At 74.2% G+C, this 14,687-nt stretch carries 12 protein-coding genes; 5 read left to right on the forward strand and 7 right to left on the reverse strand.

What is annotated here, in order from left to right; genetic code table 11:
* Together pepN and R2737_05645 are read right to left on the reverse strand one after the other, a co-directional pair.
* Complete coding sequence (pepN, locus tag R2737_05640; GenBank protein ID MEZ5115735.1) at positions 1-2,568, reverse strand: aminopeptidase N; 2,568 nt, start codon at positions 2,566-2,568, stop codon at positions 1-3.
* A 44-nt stretch (positions 2,569-2,612) separates the two neighbouring features.
* Positions 2,613-3,359 (reverse strand): DUF429 domain-containing protein, encoded by a 747-nt coding sequence (locus R2737_05645; protein MEZ5115736.1) that lies wholly within the window; start codon positions 3,357-3,359, stop codon positions 2,613-2,615.
* A 38-nt stretch (positions 3,360-3,397) separates the two neighbouring features.
* Here R2737_05645 and R2737_05650 point away from each other — a divergent pair, with 38 nt between their 5' ends.
* Entirely contained in the window at positions 3,398-3,859 is a 462-nt protein-coding gene (locus R2737_05650) for a ribose-5-phosphate isomerase (protein ID MEZ5115737.1), read from the forward strand.
* An 8-nt stretch (positions 3,860-3,867) separates the two neighbouring features.
* Positions 3,868-4,677 (forward strand): DNA-formamidopyrimidine glycosylase family protein, encoded by an 810-nt coding sequence (locus tag R2737_05655; protein MEZ5115738.1) that lies wholly within the window; start codon positions 3,868-3,870, stop codon positions 4,675-4,677.
* A 33-nt stretch (positions 4,678-4,710) separates the two neighbouring features.
* On the opposite strand, the gene R2737_05660 is transcribed toward R2737_05655, so the two are convergent.
* From R2737_05660 to R2737_05675, 4 genes are read right to left on the reverse strand one after another with little or no spacing between them, the layout of a single operon-like run.
* Positions 4,711-5,295 carry a maleylpyruvate isomerase N-terminal domain-containing protein gene (locus R2737_05660; GenBank protein MEZ5115739.1) on the reverse strand — a complete coding sequence of 195 codons (585 nt, stop codon included), beginning with the start codon at positions 5,293-5,295 and terminating at the stop codon, positions 4,711-4,713.
* Positions 5,296-5,307: 12 nt separating this feature from the next.
* Positions 5,308-6,321 carry an aldo/keto reductase gene (locus R2737_05665; protein MEZ5115740.1) on the reverse strand — a complete coding sequence of 338 codons (1,014 nt, stop codon included), beginning with the start codon at positions 6,319-6,321 and terminating at the stop codon, positions 5,308-5,310.
* Positions 6,318-7,019: a DUF3159 domain-containing protein gene (locus tag R2737_05670; protein MEZ5115741.1), complete on the reverse strand. Its 702-nt coding sequence runs from the start codon at positions 7,017-7,019 to the stop codon at positions 6,318-6,320. Before R2737_05670 ends, R2737_05665 begins: the two co-directional genes overlap by 4 nt.
* Positions 7,016-9,880 (reverse strand): EAL domain-containing protein, encoded by a 2,865-nt coding sequence (locus R2737_05675; GenBank protein MEZ5115742.1) that lies wholly within the window; start codon positions 9,878-9,880, stop codon positions 7,016-7,018. The genes R2737_05670 and R2737_05675 overlap by 4 nt, the downstream gene beginning before the upstream one ends.
* A gap of 215 nt (positions 9,881-10,095) precedes the next feature.
* On the opposite strand from R2737_05675, the gene R2737_05680 reads away from it, so the two are divergent.
* From R2737_05680 to R2737_05690, 3 genes are all read left to right on the forward strand, one after another.
* Positions 10,096-11,544: an aminotransferase class III-fold pyridoxal phosphate-dependent enzyme gene (locus R2737_05680; GenBank protein MEZ5115743.1), complete on the forward strand. Its 1,449-nt coding sequence runs from the start codon at positions 10,096-10,098 to the stop codon at positions 11,542-11,544.
* The gene (locus R2737_05685; GenBank protein ID MEZ5115744.1) at positions 11,545-12,018 is read left to right on the forward strand and encodes an AsnC family transcriptional regulator; all 474 of its coding nucleotides are present in this window, start codon (positions 11,545-11,547) and stop codon (positions 12,016-12,018) included.
* A gap of 95 nt (positions 12,019-12,113) precedes the next feature.
* Entirely contained in the window at positions 12,114-13,547 is a 1,434-nt protein-coding gene (locus R2737_05690) for a serine hydrolase domain-containing protein (protein ID MEZ5115745.1), read from the forward strand.
* Here the strand turns inward: R2737_05690 and R2737_05695 are convergent.
* A complete protein-coding gene (locus tag R2737_05695) occupies positions 13,520-14,593 on the reverse strand; it encodes a GlxA family transcriptional regulator (GenBank protein ID MEZ5115746.1) in 1,074 nt (357 codons plus the stop codon). The genes R2737_05690 and R2737_05695 overlap by 28 nt on opposite strands.
* Positions 14,594-14,687: the final 94 nt, after the last annotated feature.

Consider the following 14,687-nt stretch of genomic DNA (forward strand, 5'->3'; position numbering starts at 1 on the left):
CTACGCGGACGCGGCGTCCCGCTCCTGGGCGCGCAGCGCCCGGGCCACCCCGTCCCGACCCTCGAGCACCAGCCGCCGCAGCGCGGGGTTGATGCCGTCCCGGGCCAGGAACGCGTCGGTCTCGTCCAGCGTCGCCCGCTCCACCTGCAGCACCGGGTACAGCCCGATCGCCAGGGTCTGGGCCATCTCCGAGGTGCGCTCGTCCCAGGCCGCCGCGATCCGGTCGAAGTAGCGCTCGCGGTAGGGCCGCAGCAGCTCGGCCTGGTCGGGCTGCACGAACCCGGCCACGGTGGCGCCGAGGATCGCGTTGGGCAGCTCGTCCGACTCCACCATCGCCGCCCAGGCGGCGTCCTTCGCCGCCTCGGTCGGGACCGCGGCCCGGGCGAGGGCGGCCTGACGGCGACCTGTCGCGGTGTCGTCGCGGGCCAACTCGGCCTCGACCTCGTCGACACCGGCGGCGCCGGTCGCCACCAGGCGCTGCAGCAGGGTCCAGCGCAGGTCGGCGTCGACCGCGAGTCCCTCGAGCACGACGTCGCCGGCGAGGACCCCGCGGACCACGGCCAGCTGCTCGGGGGTCCGAGCGGCCGAGACGAAGGCGCGCAGGAACGCCAGCTGGTGGTCGCTGCCCGGGGCGGCCGCGCGCGCGTGCCCCTCCAGCGCCTCGGCCAAGCGGTCCCGGTAGCCGTCGCGGTGCCCGGGTGCGGCGTACAGGTCGATCGCCGTCTTGAGCTGGCGCAGGACGGTCTGGACGACGCCGACGTCCGACTCGTGCCCGATGCCGGACAGCACCAGGGTGAGGTAGTCGCCGGTGGACGCCTCGGCGTCACGGGTCATGTCCCAGGCCGCGCCCCACACCAGGGCGCGCGGCAGCGGGGTCGTGAACTCGTCGATCGCGTCGATCGCGGTCCGCCACGACCGCGGGTCCAGCCGGGTCTTGGCGAAGGTGAGGTCGTCGTCGTTGAGCAGCAGCAGGTCCGGGACGGCCGCCCCGACCAGCTGAGGGACCTCCGTGGTGGCGCCGTGCACGTCCAGCTCGAGCCGGTCGCGGCGGACGAGCGCACCGTCGACCCGGTCGTACAGCCCCAGGGCGATCCGGTGCGGCCGCAGCGTCGGCGCCACGCCCGGCGGCACGGTCGGCGGGTCCTGGTGGATGCGCACGGCGGCGTAGGTGCCGTCATCGGCGAGCTCCACCTCGGGGCGGAGCAGGTTGACGCCGGAGGTCTGCAGCCAGGCCGCGGCCCACTCCTTCAGGTCGCGGCCGGACGCGGCCTCCAGCTCGCCGAGCAGGTCGGTCAGCCGGGTGTTGCCCCAGGCGTACTTGCGGAAGTACTCGGTCAGGCCGGCGAGGAACTCCTGCTCACCGACGTAGGCGACCAGCTGTCGCAGCGCGGACGCACCCTTGGCGTACGTGATCCCGTCGAAGTTCACCTTCACCGCGTCGAGGTCGACCATGTCGGCGGCGATCGGGTGGGTCGACGGCAGCTGGTCCTGTCGGTAGGCCCAGGCCTTGCGCAGGTTGGCGAAGGTGGTCCAGGCGTCGCGGTAGCGGGTGGCCTCGACGCTGGCGTGGTGCGCGGCCCACTCGGCGAAGGACTCGTTCAGCCACAGGTCGTCCCACCACGACATGGTCACCAGGTCGCCGAACCACATGTGCGCCAGCTCGTGCAGGATCGTGTTGGCGCGCTGCTCGTACGCGGCGTCGGTGACCCGGGAGCGGAAGACGTAGTCCTCCAGGATCGTCACGCAGCCGGCGTTCTCCATCGCGCCGGCGTTGAACTCCGGCACGAACAGCTGGTCGTACTTGGCGAACGGGTACGGCACCGCGAACGCGTCCTCGAAGAACGCGAAGCCCTGCTTCGTCACGGTGAGGATCTCGTCGGCGTCGAGGTGCTCCGCCAGCGACCGGCGGCAGAACACACCCAGCGGGTAGGTCCCGTGCGGGCCCTCGTAGCGGTCGCGCACGACGTGGTAGGGCCCGGCGACCAGCGCCGTGATGTAGGTGGACATCCGCGGCGTGGGCGCGAACTCCCAGCGCGCCACGCCCTCGCGGACGCCGACCGGCTCGGGCGTGGGGCCGTTGCTGACGACCTGCCAGTACGCCGGTGCGGTGACCGTGAGCTGGAAGGTGGCCTTGAGGTCCGGCTGCTCGAAGCAGGCGTACATCCGGCGCGCGTCGGCGGTCTCGAACTGGGTGTAGAGGTAGACCTCGTCGTCGACCGGGTCGACGAACCGGTGCAGGCCCTCGCCGGTGCGCATGTAGGCGCAGTCGGCCTCGACGTGCAGCCAGTTCTCGGCGGCCAGGTCGTCCAGCCGGATCCGGCGGCCGTCGAACACCTCGGCCGGGTCCAGCGCTCGACCGTTGAGCGTCACGGCCCGCACCCTCGGTGCGATCAGGTCGATCCACGTCGACGCGCCCGGTTCCGCGCAGGTGAACGTGACCCGGGTGTCGCTGGGGTACGTCTCCGGCCCGGTGGTGAGGTCGAGGGTGACCTCGTACGAGGCCACGTCCAGCAGCGCCGCGCGGGCGGCGGTCTCGGCCCGGGTGAGGTTGTCCGACACGTGCGTCACGCCTCCAGGTCTCAGGGTCGACGCATCCTCGCACGCGCCGCGGACTACACCACGATCCGCATCGGCAGCCCGGTGCCGTCCCTCGGGACCGGGCCGCCCGGCAGCGTCCGGGCGGTCCCTGCCGCCCACCGGGCCCCGGACCACGCGGCGGCCAGCGCGTCCAGCGCGTCGTCGACCGGCACCCGGTCCGGGCAGCGTCGCAGCGCGGCGATGGCGTCGACCCAGGGGGCGAGCGCGTCCAGCCGCTGCGCCACACCGACGGCGGTCCGCTTGGATGGCAGCGGCGGGCCGCCGGTCATGGCGGCGAAGGAGAGCTCCGGGTGCACCTCGACCAGCACCCGCGCGAGTACCGGGTGGGCGCGCAGCGCGGCGTCCACGTCCCGGATCCGGTCGGCCAGCGCCAGCGCCTGGCGGCTGACCCCCTGGCCGGTGAGCCGGCGCGAGAGCGCCTGCGCGCGGGCGTTGTCCGCCGTCGGGCCGAGCGCCAGCACCGGGCGTGGCGGGGTCAGGAACACCCGGGACGCCGCTCGGCCCAGGGCCTCCTTCGCCTCCAGGTCGCAGGCCCGCCAGCCGCTGTCCGGCGCGCCGACGGGGATGTCCACGCCGATCGCGACGGGCCCGCGGGAGGGGCCGGCGGCGGAGGGCGCGACCAGGTCCGCGAACCCACCGACGGGCGCGACCGACCAGCGCACCGCGCCATCCGGGCCGACGTGCGCGGCCACCCAGCCGTCGCGGTAGCCGTCGACGCCGACAACCCGGGTCGCTGCGGCCGCGCGCGGATCGTCGCCCATCGCCCCAGCCTGCACCCCGCGCTGCCAGGATGGGCGCCATGCGCGTGCACCTGGGTTCCGACCATGCCGGGTTCGAGCTGAAGGCCGCCCTGGCCGAGCACCTGCGGGCGGCCGGCCACGAGGTGACCGACCACGGGGCGCTGGCGTACGACCCCGACGACGACTACCCGGCGTTCTGCATCGCCGCCGCGGAGGCGGTCGTGGCCGACCCCGGCAGCCTCGGCGTCGTGATCGGCGGTTCCGGCAACGGCGAGCAGATCGCGGCCAACAAGGTCGAGGGGGTGCGGGCCGCGCTGGCGTGGAACGAGGACACCGCGCAGCTGGCCCGGGAGCACAACGACGCCAACGTCGTGAGCATCGGCGCCCGGATGCACGACCAGGACACGGCGCTGCACCTGGTGGACGTCTTCCTGGCGACCCCGTTCAGCCAGGGGGAGCGGCACGTGCGCCGGATCGCCGAGCTGGCGGAGTACGAGGCGAGCTCGCGCAGCGCCGGCTGAGGGCCGCGGTGCCCGAGGGTCATGTCGTCCATCGGCTCGCCCGTCGGCTGACCCGCGCCTTCAAGGGCGAGTCGCTGGCGGTCTCCAGCCCCCAGGGCCGGTTCGCGGCCGGGGCCCGCGCACTCGACGGCCGGGCGTTCCTCGGCGCGGACGCCTACGGCAAGCACCTGTTCCTCCGGTTCGCCGACGACGGCTGGGTGCACGTCCACCTCGGGCTGTACGGGAAGTGGACCGTCGCCCGCACCCCCGCGCCCGATCCGGTCGGCCAGGTGCGGCTGCGGCTGGTGGGGGAGTCCACGTACGCCGACCTGCGCGGGCCCAGCGCCTGCGACCTGCTCACCCCGGACGAGGCGGTGGCGCACGCGGCCCGGGTCGGCCCGGACCCGATCCGCCGGGACGCCGACCCCGAGCGAGCCTGGACCCGGCTGTCCCGCAGCCGCGCGCCGGTGGGCGCGCTGCTGATGGACCAGTCCGCGTTCGCCGGGGTCGGCAACATCTACCGGGCGGAATCGCTGTTCCGGGCCGGCATCTCCCCGTACCGGCCCGGTCGGGACGTCTCACGGGGGGAGTTCGACGAACTGTGGGCGGACCTGGTCCTGCTCATGCGGGACGGCGTGCGGCGCGGCCGGATCGACACGGTGCGCGAGGAGCACACCCCGCAGGCGATGGGACGTGAGCCGCGCCGGGACCGGCACGGGGGAGAGGTGTACGTCTACCGCCGGGCCGGGCTGCCCTGCTGGGTGTGCGGCACCCCGGTGGCCAGCGCCGACCTGCAGAACCGCTGGCTGTACTGGTGCCCCACCTGCCAACCGTCATGAGCCGAGCCCGGGTGCCGGGCGTGCCGTCCCCCGTCAGCGTCCGGTGTTGGCCCAGCGCCAGCCCTCGCGCCGGGTTTCGGCGCCGCGGGCGACCCGGCCGGTCGCCCACAGCAGTGCCACCCACGCGTCGTCGCCCGCCGGCACGTCGGGGAACAGCTGCCCGAGCGCCCGCGCGCACAGATCGCGGTCCGGGTCCAGGCCCAGCGTCAACGTCCGATCGAGGTCGTAGGTGTGGACCAGCGCCTCGACGACCCCCATCGCGGCGAAGTCGCAGGGACCCGCCATCCCGTACGGGTGCCAGCTGCGGGTCCCGGGCGGGGTGGTGCGCACGACCGACACCAGCATCCCGCCGGTGGCGCGCAGCACGTCGGCCAGCCCGGCCGACCCCGGCTCGCCCTCCAGCACGACATCGACGGGCGCGTAGCCGCGCTCCCGCGGGTCCGTGAGCTGGCCGGCGTAGCCGACGAAGTCGCTGGCCACGTGCTGCACGGTGTCGCGGCAAGTCCACGCGAGGTCGCCCGCGGCCGCCGACCAGTCGGACTCGCCGGCCGACGCCACCGCCCCGGCCGTGGTCGCCACCGCGGCCGCCAGCGCGTCGGCCCACTCGCCCTGGTCCACCGGGACCGTCCCTCAGTACCGGGCGCCCGCGACGGGCGGGAGCTCGTCCAGCGCGGCCAGGTCGTCGGCGTCCAGGACCAGGTCCGCGGCCGCCGTGTTCTCCCGCAGGTACGCCAGCTTCTTGGTCCCCGGGACGGCCAGCACGTGCGGGCCCTGCGCCAGCACCCAGGCGAGCGCCACCTGTGCGGGGGTCGCGCCGTGCCGCTCGGCGACGGAACGGACCCGGTCGACGATCTCCCGGTTGGCCGCCAGCGCGGCGGGCTGGAACCGCGGGTTGCCGGCGCGGAAGTCGCCCGGCCGGACCGACTCCACGGTGCCGGTGAGGTAGCCGCGCCCCAACGGGGAGAACGCCACGAACGCGGCCCCGTGGTCGCGGCACCAGCCCACGACGTCCTCCGGCGGCGCACCGCCGCCCTGGTACTCCCGGGACCCGGTGTCCTCCACCTCGCGCAGCCGCGGCGGCACCCCGAGCGCGTCGCGGGTCCACACCGACAGCTCGGACTGGATCGCGGACACCGGATGGATCGCGTGCGCCCGCTCGGCCTCGGCGATCGACACCTCGGACAGGCCGAGCGCGCGCACCTTGCCGGCACCCACCGCCTCCGCCATCGCCCCCCAGGTCTCCTCCAGCGGGATCGCGGGGTCGGCCCGGTGCAGGTACCACAGGTCGACGTGGTCGGTCCCCAGCCGGGCCAGGCTGGCGTCGATGCCGGCGCGGATGTGCTCCGGGGAGCCGTCCCGGTGGATGGTGAACGTGGCCGCCTCGTCGACCACCAGGCCGACCTTGGTCGCGAGGAACGCCTCGTCCCGGCGCCCGGCGACCGCCCGGCCGACGAGGGCCTCGTTGGAGCCCTCGCCGTACATGTCGGCGGTGTCCAGGTGGGTGACGCCGAGGTCCAGCGCGGCCCGGACCACCTCCAGCGAGCGCTCGTCGTCACGCTCGTGCTGCCCGTACGACCAGGTCATGCCCATGCAGCCCAGGCCCAGCGCGGGGACCGCCCGGCCGCCCACGTCGTACGTCCTCATCGCCGGCTCTCCTCGTCGTCGCAGGTCGGGGCAGGGCTGTCCGGGGCCCGGTACGGGTCCGGCCGGTGCACCCGCGGGTGGTTCAGACCCGGGTGGTCCGGCGGCAGGGTACGTCGCATCACCCACCACGAGGCGGCGATGACGCCGAGCACCAGGGGCCAGCCGAGGAGCACCCGGGCCACCCCCAGGCCCACCAGTTGGTCGTGGAGGTAGAGCGGGACCTGCACGCCCGCGCGCAGCACGAACGACGCGGTCCAGATCCAGGAGGCGCGGGAGTAGGCGCGGACCAGGTCGGGATCCCCGCGCCACGCGGTGCCGGTGCGCAGCACGAACCCGACGATGACGCCGAGCAACGGCCAGCGGACCAGGATCGACAGCGCCCACGCCAGCGCGCTGGCCGCGTTCGCCAGCAGGCTGGGCAGGAAGTAGTCGACCGCGTTGCCCGTCCGCGCGGCCACCAGGGCCGCCACGGACACCGCCAGCAGGCCACCCACGACGCGCACCGGGCGCTCGCGGCGGACCAGCCGGACCGTGGCGAGGACCGCCGCGGTGGCCAGCGCCGACACGACGCCGACGGTGAGGTCGCTGCCGGAGACGAGGTACGCGGTCACGAACACGACGCTCGGCGCCGCCGACTCCACCGCGCCGTACGGTCCTCCGAGCAGGACGTTGAGCGGCCGGTCGGTCCCTGCGGTCACCGGCGGTCCTCGTCGACGAGCTCGGGCGACCCGAACCAGAACCCCTGGGCCGCGTCGTACCCCATCTCGGTCAGCAGCCGGGCCTGCTCCGGCGTCTCGACGCCCTCGGCCACGACCCGCAGCCGGTGGGCGTGGGCGATGCGCAGCACCGCCTCCATCAGGGTGCGGGTCGCGTCGTCGCCGGCCATCGCGGACACGAACGTGCGGTCCACCTTGAGGAAGTCCAGGTCCAGGCGGGACAGGTAGGACAGTGCGGAGTACCCGGTCCCGAAGTCGTCCAGCCCGATCCGTACCCCCAGCTCGCGCAGCCGGGTCAGGCCCCGGCGCAGCTCGGGGTCCTCGCCGACCAGCGTCGCCTCGGTGATCTCGACCCACAGCCGCGAGGGGTCCAGGCCGCTCTCGTTCAGCGCGGCGGCCACGGTGTCGACGTAGCCCGGCAGGCGCAGGGTCCGCCCGGACACGTTGACGGAGACGGTGGACACCAGGTGCGGCGCACCACCGACCAGCACCTGCCGGTCGGCGGCGCCCAGCCAGGCGACGGCCCGGGACACGACCTGCCGGTCCAGTGCCCCGACCAGGCCGCTGTCCTCGGCCACCTCGAGGAAGCGCGCCGGCACCAGCACGGTGCCGTCCGGCTCGACCACCCGGGCCAGTGCCTCCACGGCGGCGAAGTGCGAGCCGCCGAGCCCGACGATCGGCTGCACCGCGATGGCGATCCCGCCCCGGTCCAGCGCGCCGCGCAGCACGCCCTCCACCCGGACCGCGTCGAGCACGCGCGAGCGCAGCGTCTCGTCGTAGCTGCTGACCCGGTCCCGCCCGTGGTCCTTCGCGTGGTACAGAGCCAGGTCGGCGGCCCTCAGCAGGTCGGCGGCGGTGGTGAGGTGGGAGTCGGCCCGGGCCAGGCCGATGCTGCCCGTCACCACCAGGGTGGACCCCTGGTGCTCCTGCGGTGCCCGCAGCCGGTCCAGCAGGGCGGTCGCGAGCTCGTCCGGCTGCTCGGCCGGCGCGGGGGACATGACGACCGCGAACTCGTCCCCGCCCAGCCGGGCCACCAGGTGCGGCGCCGGCACCAGGTCGCGCAGGACGTCGGCCGTCCGCGCCAGCACCCCGTCCCCGACCTGGTGCCCGAGCGAGTCGTTGACGAGCTTGAACCGGTCCAGGTCCAGCAGCAGCAGGCCGACGGGCTGCTGCGGGCTGGCGGTCGTCAGCGAGTCCGCCAGCCGCTGCTCCAGCCGGGCCCGGTTGGCCAGGTCGGTGAGCGAGTCGGTGGTGGCCAGCCGCTCCAGCTCGGCCTGGTGGGCGTGCCGCTCGGTCATGTCGACGATGTGTGTGACCAGGTAGCGCGGCCGGCCGACGGCGTCGTGGATCACGCCGGTGGTCACCAGCGCGGGGATCAGCCGCCCGGAGGAGTGCAGGTAGTTCTTGTCGTACGTCAGCGACACGACCTCGCCCGCCATCAGCCGGCGGATGCGGTCCTCGCTCTCGGCCCGGTCCTCCGGCGGCGTCCAGTCGGCGACCCGCATCCGGGCGAAGTCCCCCGGCGTCACGCCGAGGATCCGGCAGGCGGCGTCATTGGCCCGCAGCACCCGGCCGGAGTCCTCGCCCTCGATGCCGAGCATGGTCATGCCGATCGGCGCGTTGTCGAACGCGACCCGGAACAGCTCCTCGCTGGCGGCGATCTCGCGCTGCGCCGTCTCCTGGAGGGTGACGTCGTGGGTGGCGCCGCGCAGGCCGTACGGTGTGCCGTCCGGGCGCCGCAGCACGTCGGTCCACGACTCCAGGAAGCGCAGCTCGCCGTCGGGCCTGGTGATGCGGAAGACGTGCCGGTAGCCCTCCCCGGTCTCCAGCGCCCGGCGCTCCAGCAGCGCGCTGGCGGCCCGGTCCTCCGGGTGCACCAGCGCCAGCCACTCGTCGATGGTGTGCTCCATGCCGACGTCGAGGCCGGCGAGCCGGTGCATGGCGGTGGACCAGTTGAGGTTGCCGGTGGCGATGTCCCACTCCCACCAGGCCAGCCCGGTGAGCTCCTGAGCGGCACGCAGCCGGGACTCCGACTCCGCGAGCCGGCGCGCCGCCTCCTCGCGCTCGGTCACGTCCATGGTGGTGCCGAAGACCCGCACCACCCGGCCCTCGGCGTCCTTCTCCACGTCGTCCCAGGCCTGCAGCGTGCGGACCCGGCCGTCGCCGAGGACCACCCGGAACAGGTTGCTCCCGACCGGCCGGGGCAGGCCCGGGTCGGAGCGCCGGCGGGCCGCCTCGTGGTCGTCGGGGTGGATGAGCGCCAGCCACCCCTCGAGGTCGGGCGGCCCGTCGGCCGGGTCGAGCCCGACCAGCTCGAACATCCGGTCCGACCAGACGTGCTCGTCGGCCAGCACGTCGTACTCCCACCAGGCCAGGCCGGTGAGGTCCTGCGCCGAGCGCAGCCGCCGCTCCCGGTCCCGCAGGATGCGGGCGGTCTCCTCCCGCTCGGTGGCGTCGACGAAGGTGGCCACGGCTCCGATCGGCTGCCCGTCGGGACCCGTCAGGGGGGCCGCGCTCACGTCGATCCACACCAGTGACCCGTCCGGGCGGTGGACCCCCATGAGCTCGCCGTGCACCATCCGGCCGGTCTGCGCCGCGACCCGGATCGGGTGGGTCTCGGCCGGCCAGGGGGTCCCGTCCGGGTGGGTGGCCCGCAAGGTCGGGTCGGCCACCGGGCGGCCGACCATCTGGACGTCGGTCAGCCCGAGGATGCGCCGGGCGGCGGGGTTGGCCCGCAGGATCCGTCCGTGCGGTCCGACCACGACGACCCCGGACTCGAGCACCTCGAGGACGGTCCGCAGCAGGCCCTCGGGCAGGTCGCCGTGACGACCCTCCTGCTCCACCGCGCCACCCTCCCTCGCACCGCGTCCGGTCGTCGACGCTCGCGGGGAAGCCTAGAACGGTCGACGGGGTCCGGCAGCGTGGTCCAGCGGGCGAAGCGGCGGAGAGCGAGCGGGCTGCGAATCACATACATCCTCGGGGCTCACATTGTCGTAGTTCGTGGCGACACCGGCGGGGAACGTACGTATCGTCGCGGCAACCACCGGAGGGATCCACGATGACCGCCATCGACACCAGCACCACCGCCACCCCGTCGACCTCCGACCTCGAGCTGCCCGAGGTCCGCACCGAGCTGCCCGGACCGTCGAGCCGGGCCTGGTTCGACCGGACCGACCGCCACCTGACCGGGGCGATGGGCGACCACGAGCTCGTCCCGTTCGTGGAGGCCGGCAAGCGGGGCTACCTGGTCGAGGACGTCGACGGCAACACGTACGCCGACCACCTGTCCGCCTGGGGGTCGTCCCCGTTCGGGCCGACCCCGGCGGACGTGCGCGCGGCGATGGACACCGCCTGGGACCGGCACGGGATGCAGATCAGCGGCTGGGTGCAGAACCTGCCCGCGCTGGAGCTGGCCGAGCGGCTGGCCGCGATCGCGCCCGGCCGGCTGACCCGGGTCGAGTACTCCGTGACCGGCACGCTGGCCGTGGAGGGCGCGGTGAAGTTCATGCGCGAGCGCTCCGGCCGCCCGCTGGTGCTGACGTTCGGCGGGCAGTACCACGGCGAGTCCACGTACCTGGCCGCCGGCGTGTCCAGCGACCTGTCCAACGTGACCGCGATGCGCGCGCAGTACGTCGCGGGCGTCGTCACGATCCCGTACCCGAACCGGTTCCGGTCGCCGTTCCAGCCCGGCCCGGGCCCGTTCGACGACACCGCGGTCCTGGACTACCTGGAGAACTACGTCCTGGTGCAGCAGATCCATCCCGAGCAGGTGGCCGGGCTGCTGATCGAGCCGGTGCTGGGCGAGGGCGGGGTGCACGTTCCCTCTCAGGCGTTCTGGGACCGGCTCGGGGCGCTGGCGAAGCGGTGGGGCTGGCTGGTCTGCGTGGACGAGGTGCAGACCTGCATGGGCCGGTGCGGGGAGATGTTCGCGGTGGAGCTGTGGGACGGGATCGACCCGGACCTGCTGCTGCTGGGCAAGGCGTTCTCCGCCGGCGGCCAGCCGATCGCCGCGCTGCTGGGCACCGACGAGGTGATGGCGGACTCGTCGCTGCACCTGGGCAGCACGTACGGGTTCACGCCCGCGGCCTGCGCCGCGGCGACCGCCGGGATCGACCGCATCGAGGCCGGCGGGGTGCTGGAGAACGCCCGAGCCATGGAGCAGGTGTTCCTGGCCGAGATGGCGCCGCTGCGTGACGAGGTCGAGCAGGTGGGCGACGTCCGTGCGGCGGGCGCGCTCGCCGCCTTGGAGTTCGTCCAGGACAAGGCGACGATCCGGCCGGCGCCGCGCTTCCAGGTCGCGGTGCACCAGGCCGCGCTGCGCCGCGGCGTGCTGGGGATCACCCAGCGGGGCAAGTGGCACTACCGGCTGCAGCCGGCGCTCACGATGCCGATCGAGGTCTTCCGGGACAGCCTGGCGCGGCTGCGGGAGGCCGTCCACGAGGTCGCCGCCAACCCGCCGGTGGAGGAGTCGACCGTGCTGGAGTCGGTCGCGGCGGAGAACCGGTAGATGCCGGCCGACCCGGCGGTCGAGCACGGCATCGACGACGTCGACCGGGCGATCATCGCCGAGCTGCAGGAGGACGGCCGCCGGCCGTTCACCCAGATCGCGCGCGACCTCGGCCTGGCCGAGGCCACGGTGCGGCAGCGGCTGCACCGGCTCGAGCGCCGCGGGGTGGTGCAGATCGTCGCGGTGATCGCCCCGTTGCGTCTCGGCCTGCGCCGGGTGCTGGTCGGTGTGCGGGTCCGCGGGCACCGCCTGTCCGACGTGGAGGCCCGGCTGCGGGTGCTGCCGGAGGTGGACTACGTGGCGGTCACGACCGGCGGCTACGACCTGCTGCTGATGGCCGCGTGCGCGGACGACGCCGCGGTCGCGGAGCTGGTGACCGAGCGGATCCGGTCCGTTCCCGGTGTCGACACCCTCGACGTGGTGACGATCCTGCGCGAGACCAAGGACGCCTACCGCTACGCCGCGCCCCGCTGAGCACCCTCTGAGGCGCGGACCCGGACCCGGTCGCCGATCGCCGGGTTAGGGTCGTCGGGCTGACCGCACGCACGCGACCTCAGGAGGCGACGCCGGTGGTGCGGGTGCTCTCTGCCCTTGTCCTCTCCGTCGTCGCGGCACTGCCCACGGCCCCGCCTGCCGGACCGGTCGAGGCCGTCATCGACCAGGAGATGCCCGCCTCCGGCGTGCCCGGCGTCGCGTACGCGGTGGTGACGGACGGGGAGATCACGGCGGCCGGAGCGCGCGGTGTCATGGAGGCGGGAGGGGACGCGGCCGTCACGCCGGACACCCCGTTCCTGTCGGGGTCGATCTCCAAGAGCTTCACGGCACTGGCGGTCATGCAGCTGGTCGAGGCAGGCCGGGTGGACCTCGACGCCCCGGTCTCGAGGTATCTCGACACGTTCACGGGCACGCCGGCCGGTGTCGTCACGATCCGGCAGCTGCTCAGCCACACCAGCGGCTTCTCCACCCTGCAGGGCAACGCCGACCGCGGTGCGTCCGAGGCGTACGAGTCCGACGGGACCGACGCTCTGCAGCGGCGGGTCCAGGCGCTGGCCGACGTGGCTCCGGACTCCCCGCCGGGGACGACCTGGCAGTACTCCAACCTCAACTACGTGATCCTCGGCCGCCTGGTCGAGGTCCTCAGCGGTCAGGACTACCAGTCCTATGTGACGGCCATGATCCTCGAGCCGGTCGGGATGACGCACAGCGTCGTCGCCGACGGCGAGGTTCACGACTCGATGGCCACCGGGCACACGCCCTGGTTCTGGACCAAGCGGCCGCTGACCGGCAACCCGACCGACCGCGGAACCGCTCCGCAGGGGGGCATCGTCGCGAGCGCCACGGACCTGGCGCGCTACCTGCAGATGATGATGAACGGCAGGGACGACGTCGTCAGCGCCGCGAGCAAGACGATGATGATGCAGCCCGCCGGCGACCTGTCCCCCTTCTACGGCTTCGGCTGGTTCGTGGACACCGCGGACGGCACGGTCTGGCACTCGGGCACGAGCCCCGGATTCGAGTCGCTCGCGACGATGATCCCCGACGAGGGCAAGGCGGCGGTCGTGCTCGTCAACGGAGGGAGCGGGGTCGGGTTCGGGGAGACGGCCCAGCTCCGCAACGCCGTCACCGCAGCGGCGCTCGGCATGGACTACGACGGCGAGGGGTCCCGGCTGCCCCAGCAGCTGCTGTTCCTCGGCCTGCTGCTGCTTCCGCTCGCGTACCTGGTCAGCATGGTCTGGGCGTGGCGTCACCGGGGGGCCGTCCGCGCCAAGTCGGAGGCAGGGCTCCCCGGCCTGTTCAGCCTGTGGTTCCCGCTGCTCACCACGGTCGTCGCCGGCTGGGTGGTCGTCGCCCTGGTGCCGGACCTGCTCGGCGCCCCGCTGGCCACCATCAGGGTCTTCCAGCCGGATCTGGCTCTCGCGCTGGTCGCCACCGCGCTGACCGGCGTGATCTGGGCCGTCTTCCGACTGGTGGTCGCCTACACCGGCCGGCCCGCGAGCGGCTGACCCGGGGGAATCGACTGACCCGGGGGAATCGACTGACCCGGGGGAATCGACTGACCCGGGGGAACGGGCTGCAGGGGACCGCGGAAGCGGTCCCGGTACTCGCCGGGTGTCACCCCCATCAGCCGGCGGAACGAGCGGTGGAACGTCTCCACCGAGATCCACCCGCACTGCCGGGAGATCCGGGAGACCGGGTCGTCGGTGCGTTCGAGCAGCCGTCGCGCGGCGTCCACCCGTACCCGCTCCACGTAGCGACCCGGGCTGATCCCGACCTCCCGGGTGAACAGGCGCTGGAAGCTGCGGGGCGCCATGCCGACCCGCTCGGCGAGCGACTCGACCCGCAGGTCGGCCTCCGGGTGGTCGGCGATGCTGGCCACCAGGTCGGCGAGCCGTCGGTCCGTGGTCCGCTGCGCGGCCAGATGGGTGCTGTACTGCTGCTGCCCGCCGGCTCGCTGCAGGTAGACGACCAGGTGACGCGCCGCCTGCGCCGCGACGTCGCTGCCGTGGTGGCGGCGCAGCAGTTCCAGGGCGAGATCGATCCCCGCGGTGACCCCGGCCGAGGTCCACACCCCGTCGTGCACGAACAGCCGGTCGGCGTCGACCGTCACCTCGGGGTGCTCGCGCGCCAGGCCGGGCGCCAGGGCCCAGTGGGTGGTGGCCCGGCGCCCGTCGAGCAGTCCGGCACGTGCGAGGACCAGCGCACCGGTGCAGATCGAGCCGACCTCCTCGCTGCGGGCCGCGAGCTCGGCCACCCCCGAGACCAGCCGCCGGTCCTCGACGGCTGCCTCCACCGCCAGGCCGCCGCAGACCAGCAGCAGATCCGGCCGCAGCCGGGGGTCGTCCAGCGCCCGGTCCGCGTGCAGCAGCGGACCGGCGGAGGTCCGCACCGGTCCCACCGTGGTCGCGGCCAGCTGGACCTCGTACGGCGGGCGGCGCTCGCCCTGGGCCTCGGCCAGGTAGTTGGCGAAGTAGAAGACGTCGGCCGGACCGAACACGTCCAGGCCCTGCACGCCGTCGAAGATGGCGAGCACCACCGTGCGGCTGCGCATCCGGCCATGCTTCCTCTGCGGTCCCGCGGCGTCAACGACACCGACCTGGCGTTCTGCGCCACCGGCATCGAGGGTCGCTGGCGCGAATGGTCAG

It is taken from the genome of Candidatus Nanopelagicales bacterium, assembly GCA_041393815.1.
Classification (GTDB): Bacteria; Actinomycetota; Actinomycetes; order S36-B12; family JAWKJK01; genus JAWKJK01.